The sequence below is a fragment of the Desulfosediminicola flagellatus genome (assembly GCF_005116655.2).
Classification (GTDB): Bacteria; Desulfobacterota; Desulfobulbia; order Desulfobulbales; family Desulfocapsaceae; genus Desulfopila; species Desulfopila flagellata.
This window is the reverse complement of record NZ_CP050698.1, coordinates 1,442,810-1,464,963: the sequence shown is the minus strand read 5'-3', so window position 1 is coordinate 1,464,963 and position 22,154 is coordinate 1,442,810. Positions and strand designations below refer to the sequence as shown.

Below are 22,154 nucleotides of genomic sequence, written 5' to 3'. Positions count from 1 at the left end.
TCCTATAACACCTCGACTGCAAGCCCTAAGAGTGACGCTGTAATTTTCACGTTACTTGATTTTGCCTGTGTATGGTTAATCACAAATCGTAATTTATCTCCTACAGATACAAACTCAATCGTACCACCTGCAGTGGCAAACCCTTCAATATCGCTAACTGTTACTATTGGTTTGCCGGAAAGCGTTTCAAATAGCGTATCTATTCTGTCTACTTCCGAAGAGCTGACAAATGCCAGACGGCAGTCTTTAAGCTCGGCTGGGTCACTCGTCAAAACAAGCTCTATTACTTCTCCCTTTATCTTCTTTCTCTCAGCGCCGGCAAGAGCCGACCCAAAAGGGTTTTTTCCATAAACACATATGCGAAACGTTTCTTCCCCGTCATGTACATCCGGCCAATTGATGAATTTTGCAAAATTCAACATATATGCTGCCTTGAGCTTATACTCGACAGCATCCCTCTCGGCACTGAAGGTAACCCCGGTGTTACACAACATACCGATAGCTAGAGCTATTATTATGAAAATCTTACGCATTTCACCTGTTGGAAAAGGTATGTGATACTGCTAACAGAAGCGTTAAAACGTAAACATTGCATTCAAATACACTCCACGTTCCACTTGCCCAGGCTACAGCATTTTCTGCGACGTTCCAAAGGAGTTGAGCAGTAGGCTGCACCTCAACTCGAGTAAAATCATTGTGTTCAACCTTTTGCCCCAGTGTCAGTTTCAGTGTATCGGGTGAAAGGGTTATTCTGCGGCCGAGGCATCTGAAAGTTGCTGACTCTTTGTAGCAACAGATATAATGGTTACCTGTATCAATTCGGTAAGATCAATTTCAAGAAAATCATCTTCCGTCGCCAGGGCACCACCACCTGACACGTAAACACAGAGTATTACAATTAGATCAAATACCGATCCCCAAAGCTTATTCCATCGAGAATATGCTATTTTCATCATGCTTTTCAGTTAATTGGTTTGGTTTTACTGGAGGATTACGCTTTTATCACCGTCCTGATAACTGTACCAAATACAGATTAGGCTTGTCCATTAACCGGAGGGCTTTTTACGATGAAAAGAAAAGGATATTTTAGAGATAGCAAGAGTCAGTGGCACGTTCAACAGCACCGGATTGGCGCAGTCTAATTACAGAAAAAACATCAAAACAGTGCACGACACAAAACGGCTATACACACGCTGAAAGGATAATAAAGAGAATGCTCAGAACCTTTATTTGACCAGTGCTTTTGAATCCTCAAGCAGGATCTCAAGTTCAGCAAGATCAACTTCAGTAAGTTCAAGGATATGGGCCTCAGGAGTTGCTGCGAGATTGATATCCGGATCTGATTTGAGGCCGATAGAAAGCTTATGACAGACCTTGTCGGCAAGTCGGATAATGACGAGCAGTGTGTCTTTAGGATCTACCTCAGGCTCATGATGATCACGCACAATTTCCGCATATTGATCCGGCATATTCCATTTTTTCATCAATGCATATCCCTCTGCGGTGTGGAGAGTATCTATTACTTCCATCAGTAGAGCCCGGGTTATTTTTCCGCTTTTTCTTAGCTTTGCCTGCTCAATAGCAGTTACGAGAAAGAGTTTACCGATATCATGCAGCAGGCCTGCAAAAAATGCGTGCCCCCCGAGCTCTTCGTAATCACATTTTTTGGCAATCCAATTAGCAGCAATACCATTACCTGCCGAGTGTTGCCAAAGTTTCTGCATAATATATCTGAGTTCCTTATCACCTATTCTGAATTGTGTTTTTGAAGCCGCAATCAAAACAACCCTGCCAATTTCCCGCATACCAAGCCGGATAATTGCTGCCTTAACTGTTTTAACCTCAACGAGACCACGGTAAAACGATGAATTTGCAATTTTCAACACTTCACTGGCCAGAGCCTGATCCCTCACAATCAGTTTTTCGATCACATGCATATCAGGATCAGTTCGTATCAACTCTTGCTGCACCCTCATTGCGTTAGGATTAAATACCGGAAGATTGACCTTGCCTGATTGGATAAACTTTTCTATTGCATCAATAAATGATTTCGTTCCACTCATTATACATCTCCACACAATCGCTGAATTACCTGTAGTGGCCGCGGAGCCATCAATCGTGGTAAACACCTGACTATCTCATCAATGGTGGTAATCCCAAGGGCCGCTTTAACCAGACCATCCTCAAACAACGTTACCAGCCCGGCATGTTCTATAGCAATAGATCGAATTTCATGGCTTGGTTTCTGTTCAAGAATTGCTGCTTTTATCAATTCATTTAATACCAGTAGTTCAAATACACCTACACGGCCCTGATAACCGGTTTGACGGCACTCTCTGCAACCACGACCTTTCATAAAGCTGCCGCTTGCCAAATCATCGTAACTACAACCAAGTCGCTGTAACTGAGCCGGGGTTATCTTCGCCGGTTCAGCACACGATGGGCAGACCTTGCGAAGCAGACGCTGTGCCACTACACTCACAACGGTTGATGCCACAAGAAACGGTGCAATATCCATATGTAAAAGACGGATGAGACCTCCAATTGAATCTTCAGTATGAAACGTTGATAACACCTTATGCCCGGTTAAAGCCGCCTGCATTGCCATATCTGCAGAGTATTTGTCCCGTATTTCACCGATCATTATCACATCAGGATCCTGGCGAACAATATGTCTGAGTGTCTCTTCGAAAGTCAGATCTATAACCGGGTCAATCGAACATTGAGCCACGCCGTCAATAAGATACTCAACCGGCTCTTCTGCCGTAATTATACTTATCTGGGGACTATTAATATAGTGAATACATCCATACACTGTAGAAGTCTTACCCGACCCTGTAGGCCCTGTTACCAGCAAAACGCCACCCGGCTGACAAAGTGCCTCTTCCAGAAAACGATTAAGAATTCGAGACGGCATGCCCAGAGATCGTATATCAATCAGTTCCTGCTTTTGGCGCAGCAACCGCAATACCGTTTTCTCTCCGTGGACAGTTATATAAAATGATGCACGTATATCGACTTTCCCCTCATCATAGTCAAAGAGCATCCGGCCACCCTGATGACGACGCTTCTCTGCGATATTGGCTTTGCACATTATTTTAAGCCTGCTGGAAAGAGGCAGGATTACATCTTTAGGGAAATCCTGATAGTGACTTAACACTCCATCCAGACGAAAACGGACCTGGAGTTTGTCATTGAGAGGTTCAATATGAATATCGCTTGCATCAGCCTTTATAGCAGCAAGGATAATTGAGTTTGCAATGCCGACAACCGTCTTATTATCGATATCAATTACTGCAGTACCATCCTTTTGCTGTTCTAAAAACCTGATGGTATCCCTGAGCGCCTTCTGATCACTCAAAGCCAGTATGACCTGATTACCGAAAAGTTTTTTTACAAGAGTAATGGTCTCAAGATCAGTGGGATCACTTAGGGCTGCGACAGTTTCGTCCCCTTTTTTCTTGAGTGGTAAAAACTTGTTTCTTCTCAGCACATTGAGTGATGCTTTCTCCACCGCCTTCCTGTCTACATTTGCCAGAGTAGGATAGACCAGAGGATATCCCAACTGCATTGATAGAATTGAATTAAACTGACCGGCCTCTATGAAATTATACTTTATAAGGATTTCACCGATTTTCAGGTCACTCTCATCTTCCTTTTTAATATTGAAGGCAGCAAGCAAATCATCTTTGGAAATATGACCGAGTTCAACCAGCATCTCGCCTATACGAATAGTCTTATCTGACTGCTGGATAGTCTCACGAACAACATCGTCTGTTACCAGCTTAAGGTCTTTTAATATATTGAGAAGTGGCTGCGGGCTTGTGAGTTTTTCCTGAATACGCCGAGCGTACAACACATCCTTTTCCCGCAGAATACCTTTGGAAAGCAGGATGGATATAATCTCACCGACGTCACTGTTAATCATTCTTCCCTTCATTCCTACCCTTGCTGGTCAAGTGTAAATAAAGGAGTTAACTCAACTCTGAAATCGTTGATACAGGTATACAGAAGCAGTACATCGAATGTTAAAAGCTAAAGAGTTTCTATCCGAAAAGTCAGCAGATGATTCAAAATTGAGGCGTGTGTTCTACTTTTACCGCAGACATATATTTAATATCCCAAGGTTATAAATTGTACACATAACGCTGATATTAGGCCAACTGGTAATTTTCCAACGGACACTAAGTAACAACAGGATCTATATTCGTAAACGGTTGTTCAATAAATCCCCAATAGGGGTAGTCCAACATATAACGGGCTACAGGTCCAGGCCTGTGCTCACGGGAAGCAACAATCCAAAGAGTGGATTGTCTCCCCCTGCTCTCATTCCCATCATCCTGGTCATTATCAGCAAACAGCACCATCGCATTGTCTGCACTATATTCAATATCACCAGATCCTTTGAAAACTCCAAGATGAGGTGTTTCAGCATAGGCTTTCTCGGCTGTTCCTCTGGTGAGTTCAGAAATAACAAGAAACGACACCTGAAGCTCATCCCGTATAGACTCCATCTGTCGCAACCATGCATCTATGCCTGTTCTGCGCTCGCTGAACTCCTTAAAAGGTAATTTATGTAAACTATCTACAATCACGACAGTATACTGACTGCGTGTTTCATGGCGAATAAAATCGATATGTCTGCGCATCAGATCAGGAGTAAGTTTGCGGTCATTTACCACCCTGAAATTCTGCATCATTTTTTTAAGCTTACCACATGACGCCTCATACCTCTGATTCTCATCATCGGTAAGATTTCCCGAGCCCAGCTGCTTCACCTCAATACGGCTTAGTCGACTTAATATACGCTGATACACCTGCTGTCGCCCATTCTCAAAATCATAATAGAGCACAGGAATACCCTTCTCAGCCATCTGACTTGCAATCTGGATTGTAAAGGCCGACTTGCCGACTTTCGGAGCTCCACCTATCACATTGATTCCATGCACACCGTCAAGAGAGAGATCAAGCAATGGAAATCCGGTACGGAGTTCGTTGTAGGCATTTTCCTGCTTACCCGAGAGAGTTTGTAAAAAATGGAGGTATTCTCTTTCAGGAGAGGCGAAAGGTGAGAAGGCGGAGGATGATCGAATCATTCTGCCCACTACTTTTCGTATCTCTTTTCCGTACTCAATAGCAAGATCAGCAAGTCCGACGTTACGCGCGGTACCTGCAGGCCAACTGAGTATTCGCACTTTATACCCGATGCGTGCTGCTAAGTCTTTTGCTGCCCCCAGTGACTCAGCACTGTTTCTGGCAACGATAAACAGCGTATGAATATCTCTGAACTGTTCAGGATCAATTGCCTCAAAAGCCTGGTACTGGGGAACTGCCACACCTGGATATCCAAGATTCTTCAGAACCAGGACACTCTCTTCACCGTCACACAGAAACAGGGTGCCGCCATGACACCGCTCAATCTCCTGGACGTTGAAGATCCTGTATGGATCAACCGAAAAATGTTCATCACCCTGCCAGAAAAAATCTTCCGGTCTGTCCGGGAAGACACAACGCAGAGAATAGCAATTGCCATCAGCCTGCACATACGGATACGTTATGTACCTGCCGTTAAATCCAATTTGCATCTGAGCTAATACATCTCGACCGACGTGCATTTTGGCAAATAGAGTCAAGACATCATCAGGAAGTCGATCATGACAGGCACGCATCTCACCATTGTGGTTAGATACCGGATAATCAGCCGGATTCAACGGCGAATCCAGATCAGGATCATATCCCGGTACTTCTGCAAGATCTATATTGAGCAGAGTACCAAAGCGCAGAGCAAAGCCCCCCGCAGTACATCTGGAAAGGCAACGGAAATATCCGTGAAAAAAACCGTCGGGGTTCAGGATGACAACAAGCTTTCCTGGAGAGGTAACGCCATGATCGCGGCAAAACGGACATTCTGCAGTGTAAACACCCTTGTCCTGCCACACCCCGTTAAGGTGTTTGAGATAAAATAATGATACTGCGTCATCGGGATGAGGCATTGCTAAAGTGTTATCTCCTGAGATTACAAATTAATATAGTATTAGCTACGCCATTCACTCTTTTACAGCAAACGCAATACCTGCTGCATTTGGGAATTACCCAGCGGAGTATTAAATTCTATGTGTACAGAATATTCATATTCCATTGCATGATGCGCCTTTACCGCAACGATATCCCCTATAAAACTCACAGGAGTACCGGATGTTTCTTCAATAGGCAGAGTAACTTTTAGACCTCTGCCAAGAAGCAGTCGTGCGTTATCTCTTTTCGAGATCCGCATATAAAATGACGTTCCGCCGCGGGAAAAATCAAACAGATCACCTTTTCCGCTCACACCGGTAGTTTTGCCGTTTTTATCAAGTAAAGTTATCGCTACACGCTGGGAGGTCACCTTATGCCGCTTGTATTCCCTTCTGTCTTTATCTGAGTTTTTGAATATGTCATTAACACTTTCAAACCTGTGACAAAAATCGCGCAACTTGGATTCGAGCGCAGGAAAGTCATCCTGCCATGCCCTCACTTTGTCTAAAGGCAACATCGAGATATTTGTCTGCCCTAAAGCTGCTGCCGACAGCGTCCAGAGTGAGGCATCAAAGAATGTCCCCACGCCAAGAATCTCTCCTTTTTGCAAGGTCTTTATTAGTATCTCAGTATCCCGCTCATTATAAAATAGTTTGACCCTTCCAGAGTTAATAAAAAATAGAGAGGTCTGCTTAGCACCTTTTTTGATTATAATCTCTTCGTTAGCGTACAGTTTATGTTCAAGGCTGTGATAAAACATGCTGAATTCTTCTGTGCTCAACACATCAAAAAGACCGGACCATATCTGCAAGTGTCCCTTGTCGACAGCTGCATGCTTTTCTTCTTCAATGATCTCGGCGGCTTTGATAATATCAGTTAAAGCCATTGAATCAATATCGATAAGCCAGTCACGCAGTTGCTCTGCCTGTGAAAACTTTCTTAACCTCGATATTTTGGCGATCAACTCAAGCAGCATACCTTTTGCGACATCTGTATCATCAGCAGCAAGCAGTTTACGAATCGACTTTTCTTCTGGTAGTCCGGTAATAGATTTTTTCTCAGTCGAAGCCTTCTGACCAACACCGGCCTGACTGATTGCACTCTTTCGAATCTGACTGACCTTGGCCTTAAACTGGCGCTCTCCCAATTGACTGTTTTCAGCCTGCTTGAGAGCAGCTTCAGCTGCGCTCCAGACTTTAGTGCCAATTTTTTTATAGCCTCGCTTGCCCTGCATCTCGAGAAAATTTAACAACACTTTTTCGGAATCGGGATAGGGACACCTGGCTATGGCAAGACACACATTAGAGAGCAGGGTATCGCGAAAATCAGCAGAGTAGAACTCATGTTCCTCAAGAAGTTGACTCAACCCTCTTGTCACCTCAGCATCGGCAAAAGGTATAAGTGCTCTCACTATTTGCAGCTTCATTGTTTCGCTTGCTTCAGAAAGAGCGTGCAGAAGCGCTTTTTTGCGCGTTTTACCACTTATTTTATACAGACAGGCAAAAGCCTCGCGTTGCACTCGGAGATCATCGTGCTGGAGGAATGGATATACACTGTCAACATGCTCTGGGGCTCCGGTCTCTGCCAGAAGTTTAAGGAGGTTCCGTTTGCCGTACCACGGCATTGGTTCATCAAGCTTCTCGACAAGAATAGGTGCCAGAAACTGTTCTCCATACGTCAAGAGATCAATTATCTTGATACGGTCCTCAGTTTTATCTGCACGGATGAGGCTATCTACTAGAAATCGCGAAGCTATCGGTCCCTGAAGTATTAACCTGCGACTAAGTATCTCATCTTTCGGTTTTGCAAGGCTCTCTTCCAGCAGGTGAGATAATAGCGCTCTATCCAGATTTTTATCCTGAGTTCGTTCAATTATTGTTCGAACAGCTTCTGATTTTTTTGCAGTACCTGACCTGATCTGGTAGAAAACCGAAAGAATAGCATCTCCTTGTTTGAGTTCTCCAGTTGTCCAGGAATACCCCATCAACGACTGCAATACGCGACATATCTTTTCGAAGATAAAATCACCATTGTCAGAGTGCCTAATCCAATACAATAAGGGATCTGCAATAGTTGCCAGAGAGTTCCAGCGCTTCTCCATTGCCAGATTTTCACCAACCTGAGACAAACTTCTAATAACCCGGGTCCGAAGTTCAGCATCACCTTCAAGGAAATTCTTAGTCAACCTTTTCAGTACCGCCTGAACTTCCTTTTCAAGCCCCTCGGCTTCCATTTTCTGCAGGACAAAAGGGAGATGAACATTGAATTCTTCACTTTTCAACACCTCCTTATTACCCTGCATAAGTGACTTGACGCTTGCTTGAACTCTTCGGGCAAGGCGTGTCTTTTCACCAGCCTGCATGATTGACTTGGCCTTTTCCTGGCCTAGATACTGTTTACCTTTCGGCGTTGCAAGCAATCGTTCAGTAACCGAATTGATAAAGCGAACCTGCGTTGAATCTTCATTCTGCGTGAGACGAAACTGAGCAGCTCGTTTTCGCAATTCGCGAATTATTTCTCCAAAAAATTCAAGAGAGATGTTTTGCAATATTGAAATGAGTAACGATTTAGCACTCTCTTTTTCAGGAGTCTGACCTAATAGCAAAATGGCAGACCGGGAATCAATGTTCTTAAGTAAAATCTCACCTGTCTGCATTACAAGCTGCTGACGCTTTTCAGCATCAATCAGCTTGCCACAGTTTTCCAAAACCATATCAAAGGCTGAAGAGGTCACAAACTGCTTTTTCTTCAATAAACTTTCAAGCACCCCTCGAATGGCTGTAGCCAAAATTGAAGCACCTCGATCCGGTATGGATAGCTCTGTTTGTAACTCGGTGACAATTCCTACCCGACGCTCCCGACCAAGAAGGACATCGATATACTCTTTACGCACAGTAACAGAGACAACATCACCTTCTTCTTCCGTTCCAGCAGACGCACTCGTATCAGCGGATTCAGGTTGGAGGGAAGACTCATCTTCTTCTGGGAAATAGCGATCAAGACCCAAACCACTAATGTATGCCCGGCCTCCTCCCTGCTGCTTAATCAGATCGACCTTGGCACTAAATACATCCAGTATTTTTTGGAAAATTTTACGATCAAGACCTCGATCAATTTGAAACAGATCAGCCTGAAGATGTGCTAATTGCCTGAACACTATAAGATTTGATATGGACTTAAGCACTTCAAGATCAAGAGGAACCCCACACAATTCAGGGCCTTCATCGCGTAGCCTCAGAGTAAAATTACCATGCTGACGCAGATGGTGTTTTACGGCTTTATACCCTCGCTCAAACGCATTGGTAATCTGGGGAGCATTCGCCGGGTACAACCGAATGGAAACGGCTGCATTATTGAATGTTTTGAGAGTATTAATAAACTCTTGATGTCGGGCTGCCTCAATCATTAAACAGGCTCCTGATGAAGTGCTGTCACTCCTGCCGGTCCACTAGGAAGCCGTCTCAAAATGCACATCCTCATCTCGGTGATATTTAAAATATAACGTTGCAATATTAACTATATGGATACGCTATTATTTCCAAACAACGAAGATTCGGGATAAAATTGCATTTTCGGACAACCTCCCAAGCTTTAAACCACAGCAAAATTACCGGATTGATGCTGCAGCATACAAAGAGTCAACTAAGAAATATAGTACAGAAAATCGGCTTTAATTCCAAGTCAACAGAGCGATAATCGTAAAGCGAAGGCGATCTTCGCCTCCTTTTCCCGCTCATTACAGACCAGTCCGGTTCCATTACAACAGAGCCCCAGAGAGAACTTAAAGAGTGAAGCGGACAAAGCAGCATACGGGAAAAACATAAAATTACTTTTCATATAAGTATGTTACGGCAACAATTACTCTTTTGAATGGTAAATGTCAAGATATCAAGGCTGCTTCAACCTCTCAGAACATATCGGTCATTTCAAGATATTGATTAATCCTGAGTAATTAACACAGCAGGTGAGATTATTCCCAACTGAACCATAGAAGCTACAACTTCAGCCATCGGCAATCCAACAACATTGGTATACGAACCAACTATTTTTTTTACAAGAAAAGATCCATTCCCCTGGATGCCATATGCTCCGGCTTTATCGAGAGATTCTCCCGTTGCCACGTAACCTCTGGCCACAGATTCATCGAAATCAGAGAAATAGACTTCAGTCGATACCGATTCCAGGACTTCGATCCCTTCCTCTTCATTTACAAAGCAATATCCGGATCTGACTATATGGCGGTGCCCTGAAAGAGCAAGCAACATTTCAACAGCCTCCTCTTCGTTTCCAGGCTTGCCAAGAATTCGCTCACCAAGACAGACAGCAGTATCAGCAGCGAGCACGAAGCTGTTTCTCTTTTGGCGGCTTACTGCATGCGCTTTTTCAAGAGAGATGCGTTCAACATAGGTCTTGGGAGATTCATCTGGCGTTGGGGTTTCATCAATTTCTGCGGAATTTACAGTAAATTCGATTCCTAAATCAGTAAAAAAATCTTTTCGACGCGGAGATTGTGATGCAAGAGTGAACGGCTTAATCGTTTTGTAAATCATAATTCCAGTAATTCATTAAATGGTAGTTGTTGCACAACAAACGTTGTAGTCGTTTAGTCGTAATAGAGGAAAAATCCATTTAGCTCCTATCCTAAAACTCAACATTCAGAGTCTGCGCTCACCTGGTTCAAGATCAAGGCACGCTTGGGATTTTTACCGCAAGTATATAATTGATATCCCGGAGTCTTGTTCCTCGCTTACCTGATGACAAAATTTCAAGCGTAACGCTGAGATTGAGCCAAGGGTAGTTTTAGGTTCGAAACTATTTAGCCGCGAATGGCATAACCACCATCAACTGTAATAACCTGCCCCTGAATCATCGAAGCGAGATCACTACATAAAAACAGGGCAATATTGGCAACATCATCAGGTGTTGTCAGTCTTCCCAGAGGTGTTCGTGCTAGAGCAGTGGCAAGGATTTCATCTCTGTTTGGGAAATGTTTTAAAGCATCGGTATCGACTGCACCAGCACTGATTGTATTGACAATGATCCCCTGTGGACCTAATTCTACAGCCAGATGACGAACCAGAGATTCAAGTGCTGCTTTAGAGGCGCCAACAGTGGTATAGTTTTCTATGGCACGAACAGACCCCAAACTGGATACCGCCATAACGCGACTGCCGGACTGCATCATGCGTACACCATGCTGAACCAGGGACAATAATGCACGGGCATTGATATCCATCGCCCAGTTCCAATGCCGTTCGGTCAATTCCATTGCGGGTTTCAAAACGCCTGAAGCTGCGTTACTCACCAGAAAATCCAGCCGCCCAAACTCATTTTCCAGCCGTTCGAACATCGAACAGACATCGTCTTCTTTTGCCACATTCGCTTTCACCACCAGACAGCGGGCACCCCTCTGTTCAACTAGATGTGCCGTTTCTTCCGCATCTTTTTTATGGCGAACATAATTCACCACCACATCGACACCGTTTTCCGCTAGTCTCAGAGCAATTGCTCTGCCGATACCGCGAGAACCACCTGTAATAAGAGCTACTTTACCTTCTATGTTAAACATGTATTGTATCCTGGATGCTGGTTATTCTTTTGGTTATTTGGGGAGGCTGACGTGATAACTATTACAATTCATGCACGAATAGCAAGTCGTATCCGCCTGATACTACTCAGCAGAAACCTGAACGGATTAAACCTGACCGGGTTAAGACCTTCTGGCGTCACAAAACCTGAACCGTGATAACAAGCCGGATTATCAAACGGGTAGACAATTCTTCGCGGGTCACTCCCGATAATATTGAGAGAAGTTGCAGCTTTCCAGAGAGGACTGCGATTAGGTGAAACTTCAAGTATATCCAACATACTTGTATCCAGAGCCACAGGGCATCTGGATGCACCAATACATCCTACGCCAAGCAGTTCTCCATCCAAAGGACCAGAACGATGCATCACCTCGATACAGTCTATAAGTGAAAGATGCGGAGGTAATAGTTCCGACAGGCGAATAATTATATCTGCAAATTCATGATGTGAACTTCCATGGACCATATGCAGCATCGCTTTTCGCATGCCAACAACGATACCGAATATATTTTTTACAGCCCCGGTCATAAACATCTGGTTATGAGCCTTCAATCTCGGCAGATTCAAAAACAGGTCGCAATCAAGCGCTTCTGCAGCAACATCAACACTCAGATTATTTGAAAGCGTTTTAGATACAGGGGTGCTGAATTTAACTTGCTTGTACTGCAGGCCACTCAGGTGATGACTAATCCCCTGCTTATCCATCACCGACTGTGTGGTTCCAAAAGCAGGTGAATCACCAATTATCACCTGCGCCCCGTTCTCCCCCAGCCACTGAACAACTGCCGCCAGAAAAGCACCATGCGTGCAGGCAAGCGCTGGCCCTCTGCTGCTGATAAGGTTCGGTTTAACCAGAACGCGTAAACCCGTCAGGCTGGCAGGTAACTCAAGATTAGACAGAGCAATATCAATACTATCCAAAAGAGCTCGCTCTGAATAGTCTTTGCACCTACGTAATATTACTGAGGGATTGGAAGAAAGAACGTTCATAATTTAAAAGAGAAACACAAAGTAAGGTAGCCTAAATAAGAAAAACCGACGAGGCGGGGGAGCCAGGTCGGTTTTTCTTAGGAGAAAGGAGAGAAGAGATAAAAGCATAATCTTTATTGCACCAACCATGCCACAATGAAGAACACAAAACAACAATCAATACTTTCAGGTAGTTATAAAAATCACATCTTTTTGCCTATCCCTTTAAGGGGTCAAAACATACAATTTTTTGTACTATCCCATTCCTAAGTAGTATAAATTCCCATCCTTCACCTAAATACAAGCGTCTAGCCGTAATGTTTTTTATACTGCAACATGAGAGCGTCAAAGACGGTTAACTGAAACGAATAATTCGAGTACGTATAACATCCTCATTCTGTTCAATTTCTTTAACAAGTTCAGGATAAATTGCCGATTCAACATCAATGATGTTATACCCGACAGTTCCATTAGAGCGGTTCAAATAACTGGCAATGTTTAGACTATGATTACCAAATACATTGGAAATAAATGCGATCATCCCCGGCACATCCCTGTTAATGACAATCAGCCTGCTGTGTACAGCATCTGCAGGAGTGGATTCGATATTAGGGAAATTTACACTATGAACAACATTGCCATATTTGAGATATGCTGAAAGCTCCTTAACAGCCATACAGGCACAATTCTCTTCAGACTCGGAAGTAGAAGCACCAAGATGGGGAGTGGTCAGCACTTTATCATGGCCAACATTTCTCGATGTGGGAAAATCTGTCAGATATGCTTCAAGGTCTCCCCTGTCGAGCGCTTCTATCACCGCCTCTTCATCAACAATCTGCTCGCGGGAATAATTTATCAGAATCGCACCTTTTTTCATCTTACTGATAAATTCGGCGTTAACCAGCTCTCGGGTTCTATCATTTAAAGGGAGATGAATAGAAACCAGATCAGCGTCACCTACGGCATCTTTTAATGATCTGCAGATTTTCACATCAGGTGAGAGTTGATGGATATTTTCAACGGCCGGGGAAGGATCGTACCCTTTGACAATCATCCGCCGCTGAATGCCACCATTAGCCAGTCGCATACCTATCTGCCCTAGTCCCACTACGGCCAGAGTCTTGCCACCAATCTCCTCACCTTTAAAGGCCGCTTTTCTCTTCTCAACTACAGGACCCACATCTTCAGGCTCAAGGTCTGCAAGAGATTCGCAAAAACGAAGTCCTTTATAGATGTTTCTCTTCCATACACCAACCATGGGAAAGATAAGATCGACAACTGCGTTAGCGTTCGCTCCAGGAGTATTAAATACACAAATACCTTTTTCAGTCGCCCTTGCCACATTGATATTGTTTACTCCGGCTCCGGCTCTGGCTACGGCATAGAGTGAGGGATAGTCATCTACGTCAACAGGAGAACTACGCACTAGAATACCATGGGGATCCTGCTCATCAGCAGAAACCTCAAAGGCATCGTTAAAGAGGCGAAGACCCTCTTCTGCGATTACGTTCTGCTTTTTTATTCTGAACGTGGACATTTCTATCTCCTCGAATTCTCTTTCCCGGATTATAAGCACCACGTTTTTTTTGCAGCGCCACCTTAAACAATTTCTACATATATATTTTTTCGAATTACCACCGGAACTCAGCGTGACCAGGTGAGGTGTTAGGAGTGAGGTGTGAGGCGTTAACTACACTACCCACCGAACATCCCACAACCAACCGTGGCTGCGTAATATTTGAGTGACTGAATTTTGAAAGATTTTTTACTCCTCACTCCTTACACCTAACGCCTAACGCCTCATGATGCTAGCTGAGTTTCGATGGTAAACATATTTTTTTTAGGTATGTTTTCAAAGCAAAGTGCCTAGTACTATACGCTATATCCCTAAAGGATCAAACATTTTCACTATCGCGAAAGGATTCCATCACATGTGTGATGTTGTGTTGGTAAAGAGTTGTATCCCTCTCCTGCAAGACAACGATGCGCGCATCGTTGTTCCCGTCAGTAAATCCCAATTTTCTGGCGGCTTCTGCAGAGAGCTTCATAAATATAGATTTTTTGAAGAAATGATTTCTCGTTTTATAGGTAAAAAACTCATCTACATTGTCTGGAAAATTGCGATAAAGTATGTCTCTTGCGGTGACAAGATCCTCCTCTCCTTCGCCAAAATCCAGACTGGCAGGTAGCTTTCTATGGCCGCATCTGAGCCAGTCATATCGCAGCAGTTCAGCTATGAGTTGCTTATCCTGCCTTTGCTCACACGCCGCCATAATGATTGAGCTGAGTAGTTCCTGAGTTGCTGCCCTATGAAGGACATTCACCTTCTGTCCCTCCTCCAGCAGACGTTGAAAAAAGACAAACATCTCTTCACCTGATTCCCGCAAATACTTCCAAAGAGAAACAAAATACCGATTGTTATAAAACTTCTCAACACACTCAGAAAACCAGTACAACTGACGTATCTGCTCATGATTCATCCAACCATTGGCAAATATCGAATACGGAGGATGTGTGCTGTGTTTATAACCATATTCCTCAACACCATGACATATAGGTGTATCCGGCAGAATCTTCAGTAGGCCCATCTGGATATAATGTGCTCCTGTGGCAAAGACATCTCTGAATGATTTCCGGAAACTTTCAGGAGTTTCATACGGCAGACCGAGAATCAGATCCACATGCAGATGGATTGTTTTTAAAGCTGCCAACCGCGAAATAATTGCATGAATCTTTGTGGTATCAACACGTCTTCTTATGGCATCCAAGGTTTCTTCGTTGGTTGACTGAATACCAATTTCAAGTTGAAAACGACCATGTTCAACCTTCTCAAGCAAGGTGAACATCTCTTCGCTGAAGCGGTCAGGTGCAATTTCAAAATGAAACAGGGTATCAGTATTCTGCTCTATCAAAAATTTCCAGATAGCAAATGCCCTTTCAGGAACGTCATTAAAGGTCCTGTCTACAAAACGAACAACTCGTGGTTTATGACGTAGAATATGACGAAGCTCAGTGAACACCTGATCGAGTTCTTTATGATAGAGTCCACGCTCCGAAGCAGAGAGGCAATAGGTGCAGCTAAACGGACAACCTCGTGAGCTCTCATAATAAATATGCCGATTTTCGAGGTGAGTGACAAAATCATCATCGTTAAACGGGTAATCAAGCGATTTATCCTGCTGCTTTAAAAATGAGCCACGATATACCGGCAACAGGTTGCCAGAAAGAAGATCAGTATAAAAATCCTGACCTACTGCTTCTATCTCACCGATTACCATAGTGCAGAGATCGTCAGGTAACTGTTCGCGCAACACACCAGCCTGCGGGCCACCGACAACTATCCGACAATCCGGTAAACAGGCACGGACATCGTGCACAAGTTGGGCTACCAGATCACTGTTCCAGATTGCTGCTGAGAAAAACACTGCCATCGGGCTGTCGCTTGTGATTTGCAGCAAGCTCTCGTAACTGTTATCGTTAATGGTCAGCTGCATTATCTCTACATCATTTTCAGGCAGATGAGCGGACAATTCATTGCGAATGTAAAAAAGCGCCAGGCAGGAATGGATAAATTTCGCATTCAGACCAACAAGTCTGATTTTACCTGTAGATTGAGTTGCTTCTGAATTTTCTTGGCGCGAACCTGTATTTGTCATTAATTTGTTTCCAGATATATACATATTAGCCCCGATTCTGCGGGGCCATGATAATTCATTATCTCATTTATTTCTTTTAGCTCAGGACATATGCCATGATCCTTACTGGAAAGATAGCCTTCTATTTCGCTCTGTCCATATTCTTTTTAGCCATTCCCAATACCGGCAGAAGTGCAGACGGTCCGGATACATCAGCAGCTACCTACCAGTTAGCTCTTGCCTTTGATATCCCGCACAAACAACTGACTGCAACCGCCCGCATCAGTATACCTGCAGGTGAGACGCTCTCACTTCATACAGGTGAACTGAAGATAACAGGCATTCTGCTGAAAAGGCAAGACGGAGGCAGTAACGAAATAGCCTCTCCACAAGGAGTCCGTCTAATAATTCCCGCAGATAGGTTTTACCGCGAGTTGTTTATCTCATATGATGCTACCTTTGAAAACAACAGTTCCAATCTGATCAGCAATGCCGGCATCACGCTCATTGATTCATGGCACCCTATCCCCGACAAAAAGATGGTTTTCAGTTTGGATGCAACTATCCCCGAAGGGTTCGAGGCTATCTGCGAATCAGACTCATTTCCCCTGCGGCGTGTCGGTAATACAGTTACCGCAACATTCTCAGAACCTTCTTACGCTCTCCATTTTGCAGCAGCACCGTATACAATTAACACGGTTAAGGTCAGGGCAGGACTGAATATTCACTCCATGTTTTTTCCTGAAGAAGCCAACCTCGCAGATGATTACCTCAAAAAAGCAAAAACATATATAAACACCTATGAGGCACAAATCGGCCCCTTCCCATACAACCATTATGTGATTGTAGCAAACCGACTGCCCACCGGTCTTGGAATGCCTACCTTCACTCTGCTCGGCCAGGCTGTATTACGATTACCGTTTATCAAAGACACATCTTTACGCCATGAAATTCTCCATTCATGGTTTGGTAACAGTATCGATGTAGGTATGGAATACGGCAACTGGTGTGAAGCATTAACATCATATTTAGCTGATCATGCTTACAGAGAAGAGCTGGGAGACGCTCGGCTCTATAGAAAAGAATCTCTCATTAATTACTTCAGCTACGTCCATGAGAGTAATATTATTCCACTCTCATCATTCACCAGCGCCAGCCACACCCAGCAAATGTCACGCTCACGTCGAGCTGTAGGATATTCACGTGGCCTCATGCTCTTTAGTGAGTTAGAGACACGGGTCGGCCAGGAAACCTTCTCTGCAGCAGTGAGATCATTTTTTTCCGAGTTTAACGGAAAATCTGCCTCATGGCATGATTTCATCGCTATCTTCAATACTGTTTCAGATACCGATCTGACAGATTTTTTTCAAGAACGTCTCTCCAGAACTGATACCCCAAACGTTTACGCTGACAACGTTGTCGTCTCACAGGATACTGGTCAGACGTTTCTTAACTTCACACTCCACCAGACAACTGACACACCGTTCTCGCTGCACATTCCGGTAAAGGTTGTAACGCTTTCAGGAGCTCACGATTTTACTGTTATTACCAAAACCGCTGAGACCACAGTACGACTTCCCTTACCCGGCCGGCCTTTACAATTTTATCTCGATCCTGATTACACGATTATGCGACAGCTAACTCTTGAAGAATTGCCGCCTGTCTGGTCACGATTCATGGGAGCAGAAAACCCGCTCATTCTGTTTGAGTCGCAGGAGGCACAATCTATCTATCAGCCCCTGCTGGAAGTTCTGGAAATAACCGAAGAGAACATACGCGCAGGCAACTCAGTAAAAAATAGTGAACTTCGCGATAAAGATTTACTCATCCTCGGCCTCAACCAAACTGCGGCCCATACGCTTTTCGGGGACCCCGTTCATCCTGAAAATGGTTTCACCCTTGATGTCCGGCAAAACCCTTTAAACCCTGATCATGTGGCTGTACTTGTTACGAGCAGTGGCCTTAACCAGACAACTGCAGTTGCCTCACGTCTCACGCATTATGGAAAGTATTCATATCTATCCTTTACAAACGGCAGAAATACCAGCAAAGACATCGCCCCTTCAGCTACAGGACTTGAGTATATACTTGAGCAGCTGCCTCAGGGTGGTGCAACCAGCCACCTGAACAGTTTTGATGCGATAGTCGATGAATTAGCGAAAAACGATGTTATCTATATTGGTGAAACCCACGATTCAGTGAGCGACCACCGCCTTCAATTGCGCCTCATTGAAGCGCTTTCTCAGAAAACCCCGAACATTGCAATTGGCATGGAGATGTTCCCATATACCAGTCAGGAGTCACTTGACAAGTATGTGCTTGAAGATCAGTCCATGAGTGAAAAAGAATTTCTAAAAAAATCTGACTACTTCAAGGTTTGGAGATATAACTACCGTTTTTTTAGAGATATTTTCCAAATTGCCAAAAAAGAAAAACTCCCTGTTATCGGACTCAATCTAAACAGAGATATAGTCTCAACCGTTTATAAAAGCGGCTCAACCGATGAACTGACTGAAGAAGAACAAAACGCTCTACCTAAAGAGCGAAATCTTGATATGCCCGGCTATGCCGAACGTCTGCGTTCAATGCACTCCATTCATCAAGAAGGAAACCATGGCAACGGACTGGCAAGTGGTTTCATCCAGGCCCAGGCCTTGTGGGACGAAACTATGGCTCAGAACATCATCAAACATCTGCAGGATAATCCCGGTCAGAAAATGGTGGTACTTGCGGGATCGCAACATACTCGAAAAGATTCCGGCATACCGCCAAGGGTCGCACGACGCATTAACGTACAACAGGCATCTGTGCTTAACATCCTTAACGGTTCTGCACCCGTTAACCTTTCTAAGGTTGCAGATTATTTTTTTCTGGTTGAACATATGCCTGCTGAAGAAGATCCGAAAATAGGGATTGTTCTCAATGAACGCACTGATGAAAATGAAGGTGAAAACTCTATTGAGATTATTGACTTCAGCCCACACAGCAAAGCTCAGGAAGCAGGCCTCCAAAAAGGAGACATTCTTGTTAGCCTGAATGGATACCCAATCAGCACTATGGAGGATATACGTATTGCCATGGTCGATACGGCCTCGGATAGCACGATAGAGGTGAAAGTGGTTCGTGGAGAAAAAGAAAAAATGTCTGAAATACGCGTTCAGGTTAAACCGCTACAAATGACTTCAGAGAAGCCTCACCCCTGATCGCCCTGATCGAGAAGTCGGGATACGATCATTCGTGCCTGCCTGCGTGCAGCACCCTGCTGCGCGCGTGCAACTATGCCTGCCCGCTCACAGGCCTGACTATACTCGGCAAAGTTTTCTCTGAAATTGGATATTTTTTCAAACAGATCCTTGCCACTGTCAACCTGTACACCGCTGTCAGCCATCTCAAGAAGCTCAATCGCATCCTGAAAATCTCCCATACTCGGACCGTACATTACGACCTTATCCCAGATGGCCGGCTCGAGAATATTATGGCCATTACGTTCAACAAGGCTGCCACCACAGAATATATAGGTACCTATTGAATAGAGTTCAGACAGCTCGCCGAATGAATCAACCAGAATAACAGCGTTTTTTCTCTGCTGCCCGGAAGTAAGGTTACTGAACAGCTCAAACTCAATACTGTTCTGTCTCAACAATTCTTCGATCTGCCCCAGTCGGGTCAGATGCCTGGGGGCGACTATCCATACCATGTCACAGTCTTTGCTCAATGCCTGATAGACCGGTATCAGTATCTCTTCTTCACCTGTATGCGTTGAGCCGGTGATGAAGACTTCTGTATCTTCATTGATTTGAATAATCTCTCTGTAACGTCTGCGAATCATTTCGACATCACTCGGTGACTGCCGATCATACTTGAGATTACCGGTTACTTCGATTTGATCAGCCGGTACACCTATAGCCAGGTATCGCTCTTTATCAATTTCACTGATCATGCAGAGTGCATCAAAATTATCTACGACTTTTTTAAACAGCCACCTGTGCTTGAGGTAACGCTTAGCTGACCGCTCCGACATCCTTCCGTTGGCAAGGACTACGGGGGTCGAACGGCTATTCAGCCTGCGCAACAACGTAGGCCAGAGTTCGGTTTCCAGGCAGATATATATATCAGGAAAGATGTTATATATTGCCAGGTCAACAAAGCCGGGCACATCAAGAGGTGCAAGCAGGCATGTTATGTCATCGCCCAATTGAGATTGCGCAATTTTTCTGCCGTGGATTGTCATGGTGGTTACTACGTATTCGGCATCAGGAAGCTGTTGACGCAATTCCGCAATCAACACATCTGCAGCCTGCACTTCTCCTACAGAGGCAGCATGAAGCCAAATTCGAAATCCTGGAGATTTTCGTTTCAGCCGTTTGTATAACCCCATACGTTGACTCAAACCTTCACGATGTTTACCCGTTAAAAGCACGTACACAAGCATGAATGGCAACGCAGAAAAAAACAATAATGTAAGAAACAGCTGATAAATCGTATACAAACGGTTCCTCTCCGGGGAACAAACAGTTATAATGCTTTGTGTTTGACTGTCGCTAGGAGTCTGTCAGATTGAGTATTTTCCATCTCAAATCAAGGCATTGTAGATAAATTAAGCACAGCCACATAATATAGGAGTCTTGGCTTACCTGCGCGCATTATTTTTTATAAATAACGAAAATTTTGAGCAAAAGTGCATTTTCAGACAGCCCCTGATGCCACAGTTTATGCAAGTCCCGGTCAATAAAACCAGAATTAATCACATCGTCAACAGAGAATACCGATTCTTTTACAGGCAGATTGGGTATATCCGTTAACGGTCTGAAGTAATTATTGATGGAATGTATTTTTTTTCCCAATCCCCTCTTTTCAAATGGAGTAACCATGCGTAGAGTGTCAGCAAATTTTGTACTCATTTTGATTACATTAATCTTTATTGGAGAACCCATAATGGCAAACCAGCAGCTTCAGGACGGCCTGTACGTCAAATTTGATACTACCAAGGGAGAGATCATCTGCTCACTTGAATTTGAAAAAACCCCTCTGACAGTAACCAACTTTGTTGGACTGGCTGAGGGAACCAAAGAACTTGGCGGCGGCGCCAAAATGAAGGGCGAAAATTTCTACGACGGCCTTAAGTTTCATCGTGTCATCCCGGACTTCATGGTTCAGGGCGGTTGCCCTCTCGGCTCCGGAACCGGTGGACCAGGCTACACCTTCCCAGATGAAATCGATCCTTCGCTCAAGCATTCAGGACCAGGTATTCTTTCTATGGCCAACGCAGGACCTGGTACCAATGGCAGCCAGTTCTTCATTACCCATGTTGCAACTCCATGGCTTGACGGTAAGCACACCGTTTTCGGTCACGTAGTTGAAGGCATGGACGTGGTAAACAAAATTGCTCAGGACGATGTGATCAACAAGCTTGAGATCATCCGTGTAGGTAAAAAGGCAGAAGCTTTCAAAGCTGACCAGGCCGCTTTTGACAGTTTGCTTAATAACTTTGAGAAAGCTCAGCGTGAAAAAGAACTCGCTGCTATGGAAGGCGAGATTAACCAGATCAAGAAAAACTGGCCTGATGCGATCACCACTCCTTCCGGACTCAAGTATGTTGTTGTTGCTGAAGGTAATGGCGATGCTAAACCAAACTCAGGCACCATGGTTAAGGCTCACTACACAGGCAAACTTCTTGACGGCACCAAATTCGATTCTTCATACGATCGCGGCACCCCGATTGACTTTCCTGTAGGACAGGGACGTGTAATTAAGGGTTGGGATGAAGCATTCCTCGACATGAAGAAAGGCGAAAAACGCGTTCTTATTATACCACCAGATCTCGGATACGGTCCATCCGGTCGTGGTCCGATTCCGCCTAATGCTTTCATGGTATTCGATGTGGAACTGGTAGATTTCTAATAGCCAGACGACTGTACAAACCAGGAGCTTGTCTGATTGAGCTTT

The 22,154-nt window shown here is 44.3% G+C and carries 16 protein-coding genes; 2 read left to right on the top strand and 14 right to left on the bottom strand.

The window, feature by feature from the left end:
* Positions 1-2: 2 nt before the first annotated feature.
* From FCL46_RS06160 to FCL46_RS06105, 12 genes are all read right to left on the bottom strand, one after another.
* A complete protein-coding gene (locus FCL46_RS06160; RefSeq protein WP_136805495.1) occupies positions 3-533 on the bottom strand; it encodes a YfiR family protein in 531 nt (176 codons plus the stop codon).
* Between the two features lie 213 nt (positions 534-746).
* Positions 747-956, bottom strand: coding sequence for a hypothetical protein (locus FCL46_RS06155; protein WP_136805494.1), 210 nt, complete (start codon positions 954-956; stop codon positions 747-749).
* 270 nt (positions 957-1,226) lie between these two features.
* Positions 1,227-2,063 (bottom strand): HDOD domain-containing protein, encoded by an 837-nt coding sequence (locus FCL46_RS06150; RefSeq protein WP_136805493.1) that lies wholly within the window; start codon positions 2,061-2,063, stop codon positions 1,227-1,229.
* On the bottom strand, positions 2,063-3,928 hold the full coding sequence (locus FCL46_RS06145) for a GspE/PulE family protein (protein WP_176371593.1): 1,866 nt from the start codon (positions 3,926-3,928) through the stop codon (positions 2,063-2,065). The genes FCL46_RS06150 and FCL46_RS06145 overlap by 1 nt, the downstream gene beginning before the upstream one ends.
* Before the next feature lie 256 nt (positions 3,929-4,184).
* Positions 4,185-5,993, bottom strand: a complete 1,809-nt coding sequence (locus tag FCL46_RS06140) for a DnaB-like helicase C-terminal domain-containing protein (RefSeq protein ID WP_136805491.1) — start codon at positions 5,991-5,993, stop codon at positions 4,185-4,187.
* 62 nt (positions 5,994-6,055) lie between these two features.
* Positions 6,056-9,421 carry a cyclic nucleotide-binding domain-containing protein gene (locus FCL46_RS06135; RefSeq protein WP_136805490.1) on the bottom strand — a complete coding sequence of 1,122 codons (3,366 nt, stop codon included), beginning with the start codon at positions 9,419-9,421 and terminating at the stop codon, positions 6,056-6,058.
* 275 nt (positions 9,422-9,696) lie between these two features.
* On the bottom strand, positions 9,697-9,852 hold the full coding sequence (locus tag FCL46_RS06130) for a hypothetical protein (protein ID WP_153307102.1): 156 nt from the start codon (positions 9,850-9,852) through the stop codon (positions 9,697-9,699).
* A gap of 101 nt (positions 9,853-9,953) precedes the next feature.
* Entirely contained in the window at positions 9,954-10,565 is a 612-nt protein-coding gene (locus FCL46_RS06125; RefSeq protein WP_136805489.1) for a Maf family protein, read from the bottom strand.
* Positions 10,566-10,831: 266 nt separating this feature from the next.
* Positions 10,832-11,575 carry an enoyl-[acyl-carrier-protein] reductase FabL gene (gene fabL, locus FCL46_RS06120; protein WP_136805635.1) on the bottom strand — a complete coding sequence of 248 codons (744 nt, stop codon included), beginning with the start codon at positions 11,573-11,575 and terminating at the stop codon, positions 10,832-10,834.
* Between the two features lie 77 nt (positions 11,576-11,652).
* On the bottom strand, positions 11,653-12,525 hold the full coding sequence (locus FCL46_RS06115) for a DUF362 domain-containing protein (protein WP_167505744.1): 873 nt from the start codon (positions 12,523-12,525) through the stop codon (positions 11,653-11,655).
* A 403-nt stretch (positions 12,526-12,928) separates the two neighbouring features.
* Entirely contained in the window at positions 12,929-14,110 is a 1,182-nt protein-coding gene (locus FCL46_RS06110; RefSeq protein ID WP_136805487.1) for a phosphoglycerate dehydrogenase, read from the bottom strand.
* Between the two features lie 358 nt (positions 14,111-14,468).
* Positions 14,469-16,229, bottom strand: coding sequence for a B12-binding domain-containing radical SAM protein (locus FCL46_RS06105; RefSeq protein WP_167505743.1), 1,761 nt, complete (start codon positions 16,227-16,229; stop codon positions 14,469-14,471).
* Between the two features lie 95 nt (positions 16,230-16,324).
* Here FCL46_RS06105 and FCL46_RS06100 point away from each other — a divergent pair, with 95 nt between their 5' ends.
* A complete protein-coding gene (locus FCL46_RS06100) occupies positions 16,325-19,411 on the top strand; it encodes a ChaN family lipoprotein (protein WP_136805485.1) in 3,087 nt (1,028 codons plus the stop codon).
* On the opposite strand, the gene FCL46_RS06095 is transcribed toward FCL46_RS06100, so the two are convergent.
* Positions 19,402-20,640 carry a 3-deoxy-D-manno-octulosonic acid transferase gene (locus tag FCL46_RS06095; protein WP_267313776.1) on the bottom strand — a complete coding sequence of 413 codons (1,239 nt, stop codon included), beginning with the start codon at positions 20,638-20,640 and terminating at the stop codon, positions 19,402-19,404. The genes FCL46_RS06100 and FCL46_RS06095 overlap by 10 nt on opposite strands.
* Positions 20,641-20,851: 211 nt before the next feature.
* Positions 20,852-21,109 carry a hypothetical protein gene (locus FCL46_RS06090; RefSeq protein ID WP_167505716.1) on the bottom strand — a complete coding sequence of 86 codons (258 nt, stop codon included), beginning with the start codon at positions 21,107-21,109 and terminating at the stop codon, positions 20,852-20,854.
* A gap of 34 nt (positions 21,110-21,143) precedes the next feature.
* On the opposite strand from FCL46_RS06090, the gene FCL46_RS06085 reads away from it, so the two are divergent.
* Entirely contained in the window at positions 21,144-22,109 is a 966-nt protein-coding gene (locus FCL46_RS06085) for a peptidylprolyl isomerase (protein WP_228723339.1), read from the top strand.
* Positions 22,110-22,154 lie beyond the last annotated feature (45 nt).